Source organism: Flavobacterium terrae, from assembly GCF_900142035.1.
In the GTDB taxonomy this organism is placed as follows: Bacteria; Bacteroidota; Bacteroidia; order Flavobacteriales; family Flavobacteriaceae; genus Flavobacterium; species Flavobacterium terrae.
Genome location: NZ_FQZI01000001.1, coordinates 123,615 through 139,889, shown reverse-complemented (window position 1 = coordinate 139,889; position 16,275 = coordinate 123,615). Strand labels below are relative to the sequence as shown.

Genomic DNA, 16,275 nt, shown 5'->3' with positions numbered 1-16,275 from the left:
TTTACACTATTTTTTGTACTTTTAGGACATATTTTAAAAATGAATTTATGAGAAACTTAGCGGTATTACATATTGAACAATTCGTTAAAAAGGAAAAAATTGAAGGTTTTTATTGCAATACTATAGAAAATCATATCATTACTGCTCACAAAAACATTCATAAACCTCATAAGCATAATTTTTACCTCACTGTACTATTTACGCATGGATCGGGAACACATGAAATTGATTTTGAAATCTATGAAATAAAACCTGGAAGTATTTTTTATCTTAATCCCGGACAAATGCATCATTGGCAATTATCTGATGATATTCGGGGCTTAATTTTCTTTCATTCTCAAGCGTTTTATGATTTGCATTTCTCAAATGGTAAGATTAATAATTATCCTTTTTTTCAAAGTGTACAAAATCCTTCTGTATTGTATTTAGATGATCAATATCTCTCTTATTTTGATGGATTGTTTACATATATTCTGAATGAAATGAACTCAGTAAATGCATTTAAAACTCAAAAAATAATTGCGTTAATCGAATTGATTTATATTGAAAGTACCCGTTTGTACATAAATGATGAGGTTTTGCAGACAGTGAAGTTGAATTCTTATTCCGATAAATTTCAACAATTTGAGCGTTTAGTGGAAATGCATTATAAAACAGAAAAATCAGCATCTCAATACGCGGATTGGTTGTTTATTTCGCCTAAGCATCTCAATCGAATAACTCAAAGTATGGTCAATAAAACTACTACTGATATAATTCTCGAGAGGGTTTTCTTGGAAGCAAAAAGGGAATTAATTTCAAAAAAATTTAGTTACGGCGAAATAGCAACAGATTTGGGATATGTAGATTATGCCTATTTTTCTAGACTGTTTAAAAAGAAGTGTGGAGAGACGCCTTCGGAGTTTTTGAAACGTTACCATTAAGAAATAAAAAGTCCCATCATTGATGGGACTTTTTATATATAAATTGAGAATATTACAATTCCAATGCTTTTCTTGGATTACCACCCATTAAGATTTCTGTTGGGTTTTCTAAAGCTTCTTTTACTGCTACTAAGAAACCAACTGACTCACGTCCGTCGATGATTCTGTGGTCGTATGATAATGCCACAAACATTACTGGAGCGATAACGATTTGGCCGTTTTTCACGATAGCTCTGTCTACTACATTGTGCATTCCTAAAATACCTGATTGAGGAGGGTTGATGATAGGCGTTGATAACATAGAACCGAATACACCACCATTAGAAATCGTGAATGTTCCACCTGTCATTTCATCAACAGTAATTTGTCCGTCACGAGCACGTAAAGCCAAACGTTTGATTTCAGCTTCTACACCACGGAAAGATAATAATTCTGCGTTACGCATTACTGGAACCATTAATCCTTTTGGACCTGAAACCGCTACTGAGATGTCACAGAAATCGTAAGAGATTTTTTCTTGACCATCAATCATAGAGTTTACATCTGGATATAATTGTAAAGCGCGAGTTACTGCTTTAGTGAAGAATGACATGAAGCCTAATCCCATTTGGTGTTTAGCTTTGAATTCTTCTTTATATTGATCACGTAATTTGTAAATTTCAGTCATGTCAACTTCGTTGAACGTAGTTAACATTGCAGTTTCGTTTTTAGCAGCTACTAAACGCTCAGCTACTTTACGACGTAACATTGATAATTTTGATCTGTCAGAACCTCTTGATCCTCCAGTAGGAGTTCCCATTGAAGGAACAGCGTTAGCCGCATCTTCAGTAGTGATTCTTCCTGATTTACCTGTGCCAGATACAGTTGCAGGGTCAATGTTTTTTTCTGCTAATATTTTTTTAGCAGCTGGAGAAGCACTTCCAGTTGCATAAGTTGTTTCTTGCGCTGGACTAGCTTTCGGAGCTTCTACTTTTGCGGGTGCTGAGCTTGTCGAAGTATCTGCTTTTGGAGCTTCAGCTGCAGGAGCTGCTGATCCACCTTCAGGTTTTGCTGCATCAGTATCAATTAAACAAACTACAGCGCCAACTGCTACTGTGTCACCTTCTTCTGCTTTAAGCGTAATTACTCCACTCATTTCAGCAGGCAATTCTAATGTTGCTTTATCTGAATCAACTTCTGCAATTGCTTGGTCTTTTTCTACATAATCTCCGTCTTTCACTAACCAAGTAGCAATTTCTACTTCTTTGATTGATTCTCCCGGTGAAGGGACTTTCATTTCTAAAATCATCTTTTATAATTTTATAAAGTGTTGTTATATATCAGTTTATCAAAAATACAATTTTTATTGAAATAAGGTTTTGTCAAAAACCATCGCAATAGCTGCTGCGTGACGTTTTTTAGAACGAACATAACTACCAGCTGCTGGTGCACTATATGCTTTAGGCGAAGCAATTCTAAATTTAACTTCGTTAAAATACATTAGCATATATCCGTAAGCTCCCATGTTTCTTGGTTCTTCCTGTGCCCAAACATAATCATCTGCATTAGGATATTTAGCTATGATTGCTTTCATTTGTTCAACTGGTAAAGGGAACAATTGTTCTAATCTTACAAAAGCAACATCTTTTCTTCCGTTAGCTTCTCTTTCTGCTTTTAAATCATAGTAGAATTTACCTGTACAGAACACTAATGTTTTAACATCCGCTGGATTTACATTTGCATCATCAATTACTTCTTGGAATTGACCGTCAGTAAATTCACTTAAAGCCGAAATTGCTTCAGGATGGCGTAATAAACTCTTAGGTGTCATTACTACTAATGGCTTACGGAATTTAGTCACCATTTGTCTTCTTAATAAATGGAAGAAGTTGGCTGGTGTTGTACAATCGGCAACATACATGTTGTGGTTAGCACATAATTGTAAGTAACGTTCCATACGTGCCGAAGAGTGTTCGGCTCCTTGATTCTCATAACCGTGAGGTAATAACATCACGATACCATTTTGATTGTTCCATTTGTCTTCCGCTGCTGAAATGTATTGGTCAATCATGATTTGAGCACCATTTGAGAAATCACCAAACTGTGCCTCCCAAATAGTTAAAGCATTTGGATTGGCTAAGGCATAACCATATTCAAATCCTAAAACACCATATTCAGATAGGTGTGAATTGTACACCGAGAAATTTCCTTTTTTATTAGGAATGTGGTTCAATAAGATTACTTCTTCTTCTGAATCTTCTACTTTAACAACTGCATGACGATGTGAAAACGTACCACGTTCCACATCTTGTCCAGAAATACGAACATCGTAACCTTCGGTTAATAATGAACCATAAGCTAACATTTCACCCATTGCCCAGTCTAACCTGTTTTCATCAACCATTTTTTTACGGTCACCAATTACTTTTGTAATATTTTTGATGAATTTTTTATCAGAAGGTAATTCAGTTACTGTTTTGGCAACCGCATCGATAATTTCTTTGCTAGCTTTAGTTTCGTACTTTTTAAGCATTCCTTCCGCTTCAACTTGTTCGAAACCTTTCCACTCGTCCTGCATAAACGGAGAAATAACCGTTAAGTCTTTTTTACGAGAGTTTTCTAAGTTTTCTTCTAAGGAAGCTTTGTATTCTTCCTCTAATTGTTTTACAAAATTACCATCAATAGCACCTTCTGCTTTTAATTGTTCAGCATATAGGTCTCTTGGATTTTTATGTTTAGCAATTGCTTTATATAAGATAGGTTGTGTAAATTTAGGTTCGTCACCTTCGTTATGACCATATTTTCTATATCCTAATAAGTCTATGAATACGTCTTGCTTAAATTCCATACGGTATTCTAAAGCAAATAACATAGCATGAACTACAGCTTCGGCATCATCAGCATTTACGTGAAGTACTGGCGATAAAGTTACTTTAGCAACATCTGTACAATACGTTGATGAACGAGCATCTAAGTAGTTAGTGGTAAAACCAACTTGATTGTTAAACACTACGTGTATAGTACCATTGGTTTTATAACCATCAAGTTTAGCCATTTGAATGATTTCATAAACGATACCTTGTCCTGCAACAGCAGCATCACCATGAACAGCGATAGGTAAAACTTTTGAGAAATCTTCTGGATAGTATTTGTCTTGCTTAGCACGCGCAATACCTTCAATAACGGCACCTACAGTTTCAAGGTGAGAAGGGTTAGGGGCTAAGTTGATGTTTATTTTTTTTCCGTTTTGTGTTTGTCTGTCGGCTGTAAGACCTAAGTGGTATTTAACGTCACCATCAAACAATGCATCGTCATCGTAATCTTTTCCGTCAAATTCAGAGAAGATGTCTTGAGTTGGCTTTCCAAAAACGTTTGCCAAAACATTTAAACGACCACGGTGTGCCATTCCCATTACGAATTGTTCTACACCTTTATCAGCTGCTGCTTCAATTAAGAAGTCTAAAGCTGGAATTGCAGACTCAATACCTTCTAATGAGAAACGTTTTTGACCAACATATTTAGTATGTAAAAAGTTTTCAAATGAAACCGCCTCATTTAATTTTTTAAGAATACGCTTCTTCTGATCAGCATTGAAGCTAGGTAAGTTGTCATTAATGTCTAGACGACGTTGGATCCAATCAATTACTTTTGGATCACGAATGTACATGTATTCCACCCCAATGTGTTGACAGTAAACATTATCTAAATGTTTTATAATATCACGCAATGAAGAAGGATTTAAGTTTACCACTTTGGCAGCATCAAAAACGATATCTAAATCAGCATTTGAAAGACCAAAGTTTTCAATTTTTAAATCTGGTGAATACGTTCTACGTTCGCGTACAGGATTTGTTTTTGTAAACAAGTGACCGCGAGTTCTATAAGCATCAATTAACTTAAGAACATTAAATTCTTTTTGAAGTTTATCAGTTACAACTGAACAATCTTGACCATTTGCTGATAAAGCCAATCCTTCAACGGGACCTGCTCCAAATTCATTAGCAAAGTCGAAACCTTGGAAGAAAGCTCTCCATGAAGGTTCCACGCTATCTGGATTTTCTAAATATTGGTCGTATAAATCGGCAAAAAAAGCCGTGTGTGCTGCGTTTAAAAAGGAAAACCTATCCATAATATTAAGTGAGGACGATTTGTGGTTAAAAATTTTGGCAAAAGTACAATACTTTACAATAATGTTCTAATGTTTTCATACTTTTATATCATAAAATATTCATAAAAATGAATTCAAGTAAGTACTCCTTCGTTTTTTTAACAAGAATTGCTATTTATGTTCAGTTTTTGTTGTTTTTCAGTTTTTTACAAGCTCAAGATTCAATTACAGCGCCTAAAAAAAATATTTTTTGGAAGAAGCTGCAAGTTGGTGGAGGATTAGGTCTTGGAATAGGGAGTAATTATACTAATATAGCAGTTGCTCCTAGTGCAATTTATCCTTTTAATGAATATTTTTCTACAGGTCTAGGGATTCAATATAGTTATGTTAAGCAAAAAGGGTTGTATGATTCGCATATTTATGGGGCAAGCATAATTACATTATTTAATCCAATCAGAGAAGTTCAACTTTCTGCAGAGTTGGAAGAACTTAGAGTCAATAATACATATACTGCTTTTTCACCTTCCATAAAGGATGATTTTTGGAATACTGCTTTATTTCTTGGTGCAGGATACAGAAATCAAAATGTAACAATTGGTTTTCGATATAATATTTTATATAAGGAAGAGAACAATGTTTACAGTCAGGCTTGGATGCCTTTTGTTAGGGTGTATTTTTAGATTTTTATATCGAGGCTTTTATAAAAGCCTCGATATAAAAAAATTATTTTGTTCTATTAGATGAACATGTAGTGAATATTGTTCTTGGATTAATACCAGTGTCAATACTAATAGTTGCTGATGGATCATTAATAGTTGTTACTTCGCCAGTTCCCCCGAAAATTTTGTTCATTTCGGATACATTTAATTCAATAACTGAAGTTTTTTGTAGGATTAGTTTTTGTTTTTTGATTTTTTTCATAATAAATTAATGTTTTTTACCTTGCCAAGGTATTTTATTTGGATAATAAAATAAAATATTACAACCCTTTTTTTATAAAAAAACAGGTTTAATTTAGCTTTTATGTTTAAATAATTTTAGTTTAAAATATAGTGATGAGGAAGAATGTTTTGCCTTTTTTTATAATGCTTTTTATGTTTAATTCTGTGATGCCACAATCGAACTCGAACAAAGTTCTAATCGATTCTATCAGGAAGACACTTCTTAATGATACAAAAAGAGCAAAGTATTTCAGTTATAAGTTATTAGAAAAATCTAAAAGTCAGGGGAATTTTAAAGATCAAAGTTTAGCATACTTTTATCTTGCTGATTTACATAGTGTTGAATCACAAAGAGATAGTGTTTTTTATTATTATGAAAAAGCTATACAAAAGGCTACAGAAAATGATGATAAAGATTTAGTGCTAAAATTTAAAATTAATAAAGCGAATTATTTGTTTAATCAAAATGATTTTGATAGTGCATTAGAATTATATAATGAATGTTTAATAATTGCTAAAAATAACAATGAAAGTTATGCGTATGATTATATTGTAATTCAGAGGGGAAATGTATATTATGAAATTGAAAAATATAGAGAAGCATTACAAATTTTTAAAGAAGGTTTTAAAAAGCAAAAATTTGACAGGCTTTCAAAGCTAAGTCTGCAATTAAGTTTATCTAAAACTTTTTTAAAGCTCCATCAACCTGATTCATCAATCATTTTAGTTAATAAAGGATTGTTAGAATCAAAAAAGTTTAATTATGATGAGTATGAAATTTTTTTTAGAAATCAACTTGCACTAAACTTTATCTATTCTAAAAATTATTTTCAGGCAGAAAATGAATTAAAAAAAGCTTTGGAGTTAGCTAAAAAATATGGTGTTGTTGATTACATTAGAATGACTGCAATTAATTTAGCAAAGTCTTATACACTGCAAGAAAGAGACAATCAATCTGTAGAAATATTATCACAAATCCTAGAAAAAAACAATGAAATACCATTTTCTACACAAAATCATGTTGAGATAGATAACATATTAGCAGAAAACTACAAGCAATTAAATGATCCTGGAAAAGCTGCTTTTTATTTAGAGAAGTATGTACAAGATTCTAAAAAAATTGGACAAAAAAGGATAGAAACTATAGAATATCTTCACAATATGAGTGTTTCTGAAATGGAAAACGAAAAAAAATCACTAAGTATTCAAAAATGGGTACTAATTGGAATAATTACTTTTTTAAGTATATTTCTAATTATCCTTTATTATAGAAAGAAAAAGTATGAAAAAGAAAATCAAGAACGCTTTGAAAATTTAATTCATAGAATAAATGAATATGAAATTGAACTCAATCAGGAAAATCCTGACAATAATAGAGATATTCATGTTTTAAAAAATCAGATAGCTTCTTTAGAAGAAGAAATTGATGAAGATTTTTCAGAGAATGACGCTCTTGATTTAAATGAAGAATCTGATGAATATAAAGGAGAAAATAATAGCGAATTCAATGATAATGACGCTGCTGAAATAACTCAAGGTTTTATTATTAAAGATGAAAAAATAAATGAAATATTAGAAAAGTTAGAAAAATTAGAAGAAAAAAAATATTTTTTAAAACAAGAATGCACATTGCATAATGTTGCAAAAAAATTGAAAACAAATACAGCTTATTTGTCCAAAGTTGTCAATAATGAGTTAGGAAAAAATTTTAGTACTTATATCAACGAGTTGCGTATCAATTATATAATAATTGAACTAAAGAAAAATGCAAAGTTAAGATCTTATTCTGTTAATGCCATAGCAACAGAGATTGGATATAAAAGACCTGATGCTTTTACTAAATATTTTAAAGAAGCTACAGGTATTACACCTGCTATCTATATCAAAAAAATTAATGAGTTATCAGAAAGCAAAAAATAGATATAACTTACTGATAATAAAAGTATTACTACACTTTTAAGCACGCTTTTTTTATAAATAAGCGTGTTTTTTTTTTTTTTTCTTCAAAAATCCTCTCTTAATTTGATTTGTCGAAAAGAGAAAGGTACCATCTTTTTTTGAAAAAATAAAACAGCGTGTGGAGACGCTGTTTTATAAGAAAATTTAACAAAATGTAAACCCAACAAGTGACTGTTAGGAATTACTTTGCAAAGTTACAAAAGTTTTAAAATCTTCAAAACAAACTTCTCTGTAAAGTTACTTTTTCACATTGCTTGTTGGTTAAAATGAAAGTTTTAATTGCAAACAATAATTCTTATGATTCTTAAAGGAAAAAAAAGACTTAATCGGAATTCAATTTTTGAGCTTAAAGACAGTAATGAATCTACTAAAACAGATTCATTTTTTAAAGTTTTAATTCTAGAATTTAAAAAAATAAGTCGTCTATTCCCTAAGCTGTAACACCGTCATCATAATTGTTTTTTGTATTTAATTCTTTAAAGAACAAAACCAAGACCTTATTAAGGAAGGTTGTAATTTAAACTAAAATAATGAAAAAAGAAAAGAGTATTAGTAAGTTATTGCTTTTTAAAAAAAAGGGAATAGCAGAATTAAACGACAATCAACTTTTTCAAATTAAAGGTGCTGATTTAGGAGATGCTGTAAAATCTGCAGTGGTATCTTTTACCAATAACACTTTTGATACCAATGTTGCTGTTTCAGCTGCAATAGCAAGTTTTTATAAGACATTGCAACTTTGATTAATGTCTTAATTCTAAAGAATAGAATGTATTTCTAATAATGCAATAATATCTTAAAATTAATAATTAATCTGTTGACTATTTCACGTTCAGACCACGTTGGTTTTTAAAAATTAAAAAGGGATTTGATTCAATACATTGATAGAGTTTAAAGTGAATTGCAAAAGGAGAAACCTGAAAATCCTAAATAGAGTAAGGAAATAATGACTAAAATTCTAACAAAATGAAAAAACAAAATGTAAACTCAAAATTAGTTTTTACAAAAGCTTCTTTAGTTGAACTAAACAATGATCAATTAAACTCAGTTAATGGAGGTACTATGCCTTATCCAATTCCTACTGCATCTGTTGTGTCAATTACAACAACAGTGTCAACGGTACCTACCATTGGATGTACATTTTGTATATCTAGCAGCAATGGGACTTTTACTGAAAATCAAATGTTGTAGTAAGTAAAATATTTTTACTAAAACTTAATCAATTTTAATAAAATGAAAAAGAAAAATATAAATCCAGAGTTAGCTTTCAAGAAGCTAAATGTAGTGGAATTAAATGATCATCAATTACAGGAAGTAAATGGAGGAACAACTGCGGCTTGTGTTGCAGCATCAGCAGTGAGTAGTGCTGTTTGTGGGGCGGCAGTTATATCTGCTGTAGTTTCGGCGGCTTCAGTTTCAGCTGTAGCCTCAGTTTTATCTTACATATATATTAATAATAAAGAAAATTAAATTTTATGAAAAAGTCAAATAATATCAATAAGTTAAATTTTAATAAGACTGCTGTAGTTGAATTAAATGATTCTCACCTAAACGAAATTAACGGAGGTACTGGAGGTTTTTGTGCTACTATATCGGCTGTCTCTGGTCAAGCTCTTTCTTTAGTAGGTTCAGCAATAGCTTCAGCTGTGGTAAGCGCAGCGGCATCTATAGTTGCAGTTTCAGTTTCAGTAGCAGTTTATACTGCCGTAAAAGAGAACTAATATTTAAGAGTATTTTTATTAAAGGCTGCTTTTGCAGCCTTTTCGATTTCTTTTTTTATTTAAAATATTGATTGTTAATATTTTAATTTATCGAAAAGATTAGTTTTTTTATAAAAACAAGTTTTTTTCATTTTTTTAATCTTTTAATATTAGGTTCATTTGCCTTGTGTTTAAACAAAAAAATATGACTGAGAAAAATATATTTCCCGAGGAGATTCTAAAAAGCACAATTGAAAATCATATAGTAAAACATAATAAAAAAACATCAGTTTTTTTTTGGGTTACTTGTGTCGCTTTATTAATAGTTTTTGTTTCTCTGCCTTTTATTACAATAGATATTTTTACAACAAGTCGCGGAACAATTGTGTCTCAAGAAAAGAAGGTAACTATTTATGTGCCTTCTAATGGTAAGATAACAACATTCAATATTGAGGAAAATAAAAAAGTTAAAAGAGGCGACACTTTACTTATTATTTCGCATGAAATTTTAAAAGAGAGAGAAAATCTAAATTCTTTGCAAAGCAGAGAGAATAATTTATTTGCCTCAGATTTAAAGAATTTGATTGCCCAAAATTATAATGCTGTAAAATCAGAACAGTATCAAAAAGAGTATTTAAAGTTTAAGCAAGAATTGTACAATTTAGATGTAATTCTTCAAAATTTGCAAACTGAGTTTAACAGAAAAGAACATTTATTTAAGAAAGATGTAATCTCAAAAGTAGAATATGAAAGAGCGCAATTAGAGTTTGATAAAGTAAAGAATGATAGAAACAATGTTATTAAACAGGCACAACTCACTTGGCAAAAGGAGCTTACACAAATACAACAAACTAACACTACAATCAAATCTTCTCAAAAGCAATTGAAAGAAGAAGAAGAGAATTATATTATTACTGCCCCAATAGATGGTGAACTAGTCAATATGCAAGGATATCACAAGGGGAGTTTGGTTGCTGTAGGAAACGCAATTATTGAAATTTCACCTGACAAAAATGTAGTAGTTGAAACATACATAAATCCTTCAGACATTGGTTTTATTATGGAAAAAGGTAATGCATTATATCAAATAGATGCTTTTAATTCTAATCAGTGGGGATTTGGAACTGGTAAAATTCTAGAAATAAGTAAGGATGTAGTTTTTCTAAATAATACTCCATTTTACAAAGTAAGGAGCTCTTTGGATAAAGATAAATTAACATTAAAAAATGGTGCAATTGGAAAACTAAAAAAAGGAATGACATTAACTAGTAGATTTTTTTTGACCAGAAGAACAGCTTTTCAACTTTTATTTGATGAAGTTGAAGATTGGTTTAACCCTTACACGGCTAAAAAATGAGTAAAATAGAAATAAAACAACATGATTTTTCAGATTGCGGAGCAGCTTGTTTAGCTTCTATTGCTGAATTCTATAACTTGAGTTTGCCTATTGCAAGAATAAGACAATATGCAAACACAAACCAAAAAGGTACCACTTTGTTGGGATTGAGAGAGGCGGCGTCTAAACTTGGATTTTTGGCTAAAGGGGTACAAGTCTCTTTTGAAGGAATTAATGAATTGCCTTTTCCTGCAATTATACATGTTATGCAAGTTAAAGATGGTCACGAATTTCCACATTATATGGTTGTCTATAAGGTTACTAAAAGATACATTCAGGTAATGGATCCTGCAATAGGGAAATTAGAAAAGAAAAAGTTTTCTGAATTAGAAAAAATCTTTACAACTTATGCTTTAATATTAATTCCAGATGAAGATATATTTACAGAAAAGAATGAAAAATTTTCAAATTGGAGACGTATTTCTTTTTTATTAAAACCTCATAAATATATATTGTTTCAGGCTATAATTGGTGCTGTTTTATATACTTTGTTAGGATTTTCAATTTCAATTTATGTTGGAAAAATTACTGATTTTGTTTTAGTGAGTGGTAATAAAAGTTTGCTCAACTTAATGAGTATAATTGTTATTGGATGTTTAATTCTACAAGTTGTTTATGGTGTTCTAAAAGATGTTTTTATTTTAAAGACTAGTCAGCAAATTGATTCAAGATTGATTTTAGGGTATTACAAACATTTGTTTACCATGCCTCAAAAATTCTTTGATACAATGCGAATTGGTGAAATTATGTCAAGAATTGGTGATGCCGTAAAAATAAGAGTACTCATTAATGAAACTGCATTAAGTGTTTCTGTAAATATTCTGATTGTAATTTTTTCATTCATTTTTATGTTTACTTACTATTGGAAATTAGCTTTAATAATGTGTTTAATTATTCCTTTTTATATAGCTATCTACCTAATTACAAATAAGCTTAATAAAAAAGTTGAGAGAGAAATCATGGAAAAAAACGCCTTAATGGAATCTCAGTTAGTGGAATCTATTAAAAACATAGGGACTGTTAAAAGACTTTCTTTAGAGGATTTTTCAAAAATAAGAACAGAACTGAAGTTTGTAGATTTGCTTAAGAGTATTTATAAATCAGGTATAAATGGAATATTTGCCAGAACTTCCACTGATTTTATTTCTAGAATATTTACAATAATTCTATTGTGGGTTGGTACATATTATGCAATTGATGGTGAAATAACACCTGGGGAATTGTTTTCATTTTATTCTATAATTGGTTATTTTACTGGACCAGCTTCTCAGTTAATAGGTACAAATCAAACTATACAAAATGCAATGATTGCTGCAGAAAGATTATTTGGTATTATGGATTTGGACAGAGAGGAAATCGAATCAAAAGTAACTTTAACGAAATATAATTTAGGAGATATTCAATTTAAAAATATCGACTTTTCATATGAATTGGGTTTTTATATATTTAAAGATTTAAATCTAAATATAAAAAAGGGTGAATTTACAGCCTTTATTGGTGAAAGTGGGAGTGGTAAAAGCACCTTAGCTTCTTTAATTCAAAATATTTATTATCCTAAAGAGGGTAAAATTTTAATAGGTGAGTATGATCTAAACTATATTTCTAAAAAAAGCATTAATGATTTGGTAACAACTGTTCCTCAAAATGTTGAATTATTTGATGGGACTATTGCTTTTAATATTGCAATTGGAGAATCAGAACCTAATATGGAGCGAATCATAGAAGTAAGTAAACGAGTTGGAGCTTATGACTTTATAGAAGCATTGCCAAACGGATTTAATACCTATTTGGGTGAATTTGGAGCTAATTTATCAGGAGGTGAAAAACAACGAATTGCTTTTGCTAGAGCATTATACAAAGAACCAGAGATATTAATTTTAGATGAGGCTACATCAGCTTTGGATTCTGAGTCTGAATTGATAATAAAAAAACTTGTTGAAGAACTCCGTAAAGAAGGTAAAACGATTATTGTCATAGCTCATAAATTACAGACAATAAAAAATGCAGATGTTATTTACGCCTTCAAAAAAGGTCAAATTATAGAATCTGGGAATCATGAAGAGTTGATTTCTAGAAAAGAGTATTACTATAATATGTGGAACAACATTGCTATTTAAAATTAAAATATTAACAAATGAAAAACTATTCTTTTACAAAAACTGCCATAGTAAGAACACCATTGGAAGAAAAAAAAGTGGATTTGACATGGGAGCAAATCCAAGAGATATTTGCAAAAAAAGAAAATAGAGAAGCTTTATTTTTAGGCTCACCAAACATATATAAAGCAATGACTTTGTGGGAAAAAGGAGAATTGTTTCAAAAAGAAGATGAGCTTAAAAATTTGAAAGGCTCTTTATATAAATACGCATCACGTTTAGCCAATAGAGCTACACCATTTGGGATGTTTGCAACTGTTGCTTCTGCACAAATAACCAATGAAGCAGACATGAATATTGGGAGTAGCGAATTAATAAGATTTACAAAATTTGACATGTATTTTTTGGCTATTCTGTTGCCTGAGATAATTAAAAATGAGTCTATTAGATCTGTTTTGAAACTTTATACAAATAATTCAGCTTATGAAGTTTTTGACAAGTACAGATATGTAGAATACTATTATAAGAATGATGTTAGATTTCATAAAATATCTGAAGTTGAAAAAACTGACTATTTAAGTTTAATTTATACAGAGGCTAAAAAAGGAATTCAGTTCAATGATTTGGTGCAATTATTAATTTGTGATGATATTTCAAAAAATGATGCGTCAGAATTTATAAGTAAATTAATTGAAAATCAATTTATTGTTAGTGAACTTGAGTTTACAGTTACTGGCCAAGATTACTTTGAAAAATTACTTCAGGTTCTTGAAGAAGATCGTTTTGATTTCTATGAAGCACATGTAATTAAAAATCTTATTAATACATTAAAAGACAAAATAAATGATTTGGATAAAAATTGCATTAATGATATTCAATACTATTATGAAATACATGAATTTTTGACGGCTCAGCTAGGAAAAGAGATAGATATTACTAAACTATTTCAGGTGGATAGCTGTCGTAAAATAAATAATGGTAGTCTAAGTTTTAAAACTTTAAAAGCGGTTAGAGGAGCAATAACAGCTTTAAATAAGCTTTGTTCTTATCATGAAAATGATACTTTGAAAGAATTTAAAAAGAATTTTCAAGAACGCTATGAGGAATATGAACAGCCTTTAATTAAAGTTTTGGATCCAGATTTAGGGGTTGGATATGGAGCTAAATCAGGAGCTAAAACTCCATTAGTTGATAATTTAGTTCTAATGAGAAATTATAGCGGAGAAAGAAAGTTCTCTATGGATTTTAAAAAGACTTTTCTATTCAAAAAATTATTAGAAGCTCATAAAAATAATTGGCAATCTATTGAGATTACTGATGATGAAATTAAAAATTTTGTTGAGGATGAAAGGTTGTATCCAGATACTTTTTCAGTATTTACAAATATTTTTACTGAAAATGGAAAAGAGAAAATTAACCTAAAAACAGTTTCAGGGCCTACAGCAAACGGCTTAATAGGAAGGTTTACTCATTTAGATTCTCAAATTTTTACTTTGTCTAATGAAATTACAGAAATCGAAAAAAACTTATCTATAGATAAAATTGTTGCCGAAATAGTTCACTTACCACAAGCAAGAACTGGTAATATACTGTACAGAAGTTTTCAACGTGAATATGAAATACCTTATTTAGGAAATGCATCAGTAGATCAAGAGCATCAAATTTTAATAGAAGATTTACTGGTTTCGGTAAAAAATAATAAAGTGATTCTGAGATCTAAGAAATTAAATAAAGAAATTATTCCAAGATTAAGCAATGCACATAATTACAGCAGTAATGCATTGCCTATTTATCATTTTTTATGTGACATTCAAAATCAAGAATCTTCTGGTTTTGCTTTTAGTTGGGGAGCTTTACAAAGCGAATTTGATTTTTTGCCAAGAGTTTGTTATAAGGATATTATCTTTTCAAGAGCTACTTGGAATATTAATAAGAGTGATATTGATACTTTACTCGCTAATGATGAATCTAATGCTGTAGGAATCATAAGAGCATTTCAAAAATCAAGAAATATTCCAAATCTCATTTATATTACTCAAGGAGACAATGAGGTTTTAATAAACTTTGAAAATGAGTTTAGTTGTATTGTTTTTTATAATATGTTAAAAGGAGAACGCTTTTTACAACTAAAAGAATTTTTGTTTAAAGAAGATAGTATAACTGGAGCTTATTGTAATGAAGTAGTTTTAGTTGCTCATAAAAATTTACCAGAAAAACAGGAACAAAATATTCAAAAAGATTTGCATCAATTTGAAGAGATTAATTATGATGTTAAAAAATCTTTTTCGATAGGTGAACAATGGTTGTATTATAAATTTTATTGTGGTGAAAGAGCTGGTGAGGAAATTTTAAATAAAGTAATTAACCCACTGGTTGCAGAGTTAGAGCAAAAAAAGATCATGGAAAAATGGTTTTTCATACGCTATTACGATGCTCAAGGACATCATCTTCGTTTTAGAGTTTTGTTAAAAGACTTGAATTTATTTACAGATTGTATTAAGGCAGTAAAAAAATTCACATTACCTTTTGAAGTGAATAATGTTATTTGGAAAACACAAACAGACACATATCTAAGAGAATTACAACGTTACGGATTTGATTCGATAGAAGCTACTGAAACTTTATTTTATAATGACAGCGTTTCTACACTTCAATTTGTTGATATGATTGAAGGAGATGAAGGAGAAAAAATCAGGTGGTTGTATTCATTGTTGTCAATGGATCATTTCTTAAATGATTTTGGATTTTCATTTGAAAAAAGAATGCAACTTTTTAATGTGGCCAAAACAAACTTTGGGAAAGAATTTAATCGATCTGGTAAATTAAACAAACAAATCAATGAGTATTATGCAACTCATGAGCTAGAAATTGAAAATTTTCTATCTAAAGTAAATACTCATCAGGATTATTTACCAATCTGGGAGGTTTTGTTAAAACGTTCTAAAGCAAATGAAGAAGCAATTTCTTTTATACTTCAAATGAATCAAGAAAATGCTTTAAAAATCCCTGTTGAAGATATTGTTATGAGCTATTTACATATGATTTGTAATAGGATTTTTATTTCAAAACAACGTGTTCATGAAATGGTGGTTTATGATTTTATGTACAAGTATTATAGTAAGAAACTGCATGTTATTAAAGAAAATAAAACAGAATTAGAAACTATTAATTTATAA

13 protein-coding genes are annotated in these 16,275 nt (G+C 30.1%); 10 read left to right on the top strand and 3 right to left on the bottom strand.

Translation table 11 applies throughout. The features are described 5' to 3' along the window. Positions 1–47: 47 nt before the first annotated feature. On the top strand, positions 48–923 hold the full coding sequence (locus BUC09_RS00640) for a helix-turn-helix domain-containing protein (protein ID WP_073307685.1): 876 nt from the start codon (positions 48–50) through the stop codon (positions 921–923). 52 nt (positions 924–975) lie between these two features. Here BUC09_RS00640 and odhB read toward each other — a convergent pair whose 3' ends face one another. Together odhB and BUC09_RS00630 are read right to left on the bottom strand one after the other, a co-directional pair. Then, positions 976–2,211 (bottom strand): 2-oxoglutarate dehydrogenase complex dihydrolipoyllysine-residue succinyltransferase, encoded by a 1,236-nt coding sequence (gene odhB / locus BUC09_RS00635; protein ID WP_073307683.1) that lies wholly within the window; start codon positions 2,209–2,211, stop codon positions 976–978. 54 nt (positions 2,212–2,265) lie between these two features. Continuing rightward, complete coding sequence (locus BUC09_RS00630) at positions 2,266–5,031, bottom strand: 2-oxoglutarate dehydrogenase E1 component (RefSeq protein WP_073307681.1); 2,766 nt, start codon at positions 5,029–5,031, stop codon at positions 2,266–2,268. A 107-nt stretch (positions 5,032–5,138) separates the two neighbouring features. Between BUC09_RS00630 and BUC09_RS00625 the strand changes: the two genes are divergently transcribed. Continuing rightward, complete coding sequence (locus BUC09_RS00625) at positions 5,139–5,690, top strand: hypothetical protein (protein ID WP_073307680.1); 552 nt, start codon at positions 5,139–5,141, stop codon at positions 5,688–5,690. A gap of 43 nt (positions 5,691–5,733) precedes the next feature. On the opposite strand, the gene BUC09_RS00620 is transcribed toward BUC09_RS00625, so the two are convergent. Then, the gene (locus tag BUC09_RS00620) at positions 5,734–5,931 is read right to left on the bottom strand and encodes a TIGR04149 family rSAM-modified RiPP (RefSeq protein ID WP_073307678.1); all 198 of its coding nucleotides are present in this window, start codon (positions 5,929–5,931) and stop codon (positions 5,734–5,736) included. A 134-nt stretch (positions 5,932–6,065) separates the two neighbouring features. On the opposite strand from BUC09_RS00620, the gene BUC09_RS00615 reads away from it, so the two are divergent. The 8 genes from BUC09_RS00615 (at position 6,066) to BUC09_RS00580 (ending at position 16,275) form a co-directional block, all read left to right on the top strand. Further along, the gene (locus BUC09_RS00615; protein WP_084127050.1) at positions 6,066–7,871 is read left to right on the top strand and encodes an AraC family transcriptional regulator; all 1,806 of its coding nucleotides are present in this window, start codon (positions 6,066–6,068) and stop codon (positions 7,869–7,871) included. A gap of 569 nt (positions 7,872–8,440) precedes the next feature. Next, on the top strand, positions 8,441–8,650 hold the full coding sequence (locus BUC09_RS00610) for a class I lanthipeptide (RefSeq protein WP_073307674.1): 210 nt from the start codon (positions 8,441–8,443) through the stop codon (positions 8,648–8,650). Positions 8,651–8,873: 223 nt separating this feature from the next. Then, positions 8,874–9,098, top strand: coding sequence for a class I lanthipeptide (locus BUC09_RS00605; protein ID WP_073307672.1), 225 nt, complete (start codon positions 8,874–8,876; stop codon positions 9,096–9,098). Between the two features lie 42 nt (positions 9,099–9,140). Next, positions 9,141–9,377 carry a class I lanthipeptide gene (locus BUC09_RS00600; RefSeq protein ID WP_073307670.1) on the top strand — a complete coding sequence of 79 codons (237 nt, stop codon included), beginning with the start codon at positions 9,141–9,143 and terminating at the stop codon, positions 9,375–9,377. A 5-nt stretch (positions 9,378–9,382) separates the two neighbouring features. Continuing rightward, on the top strand, positions 9,383–9,628 hold the full coding sequence (locus tag BUC09_RS00595) for a class I lanthipeptide (protein ID WP_073307668.1): 246 nt from the start codon (positions 9,383–9,385) through the stop codon (positions 9,626–9,628). 184 nt (positions 9,629–9,812) lie between these two features. Next, positions 9,813–10,964, top strand: coding sequence for an HlyD family secretion protein (locus tag BUC09_RS00590; RefSeq protein WP_073307666.1), 1,152 nt, complete (start codon positions 9,813–9,815; stop codon positions 10,962–10,964). After that, positions 10,961–13,120 carry a peptidase domain-containing ABC transporter gene (locus BUC09_RS00585; RefSeq protein ID WP_073307664.1) on the top strand — a complete coding sequence of 720 codons (2,160 nt, stop codon included), beginning with the start codon at positions 10,961–10,963 and terminating at the stop codon, positions 13,118–13,120. The genes BUC09_RS00590 and BUC09_RS00585 overlap by 4 nt, the downstream gene beginning before the upstream one ends. A 17-nt stretch (positions 13,121–13,137) precedes the next feature. Beyond that, on the top strand, positions 13,138–16,275 hold the full coding sequence (locus BUC09_RS00580) for a lantibiotic dehydratase (protein WP_073307662.1): 3,138 nt from the start codon (positions 13,138–13,140) through the stop codon (positions 16,273–16,275).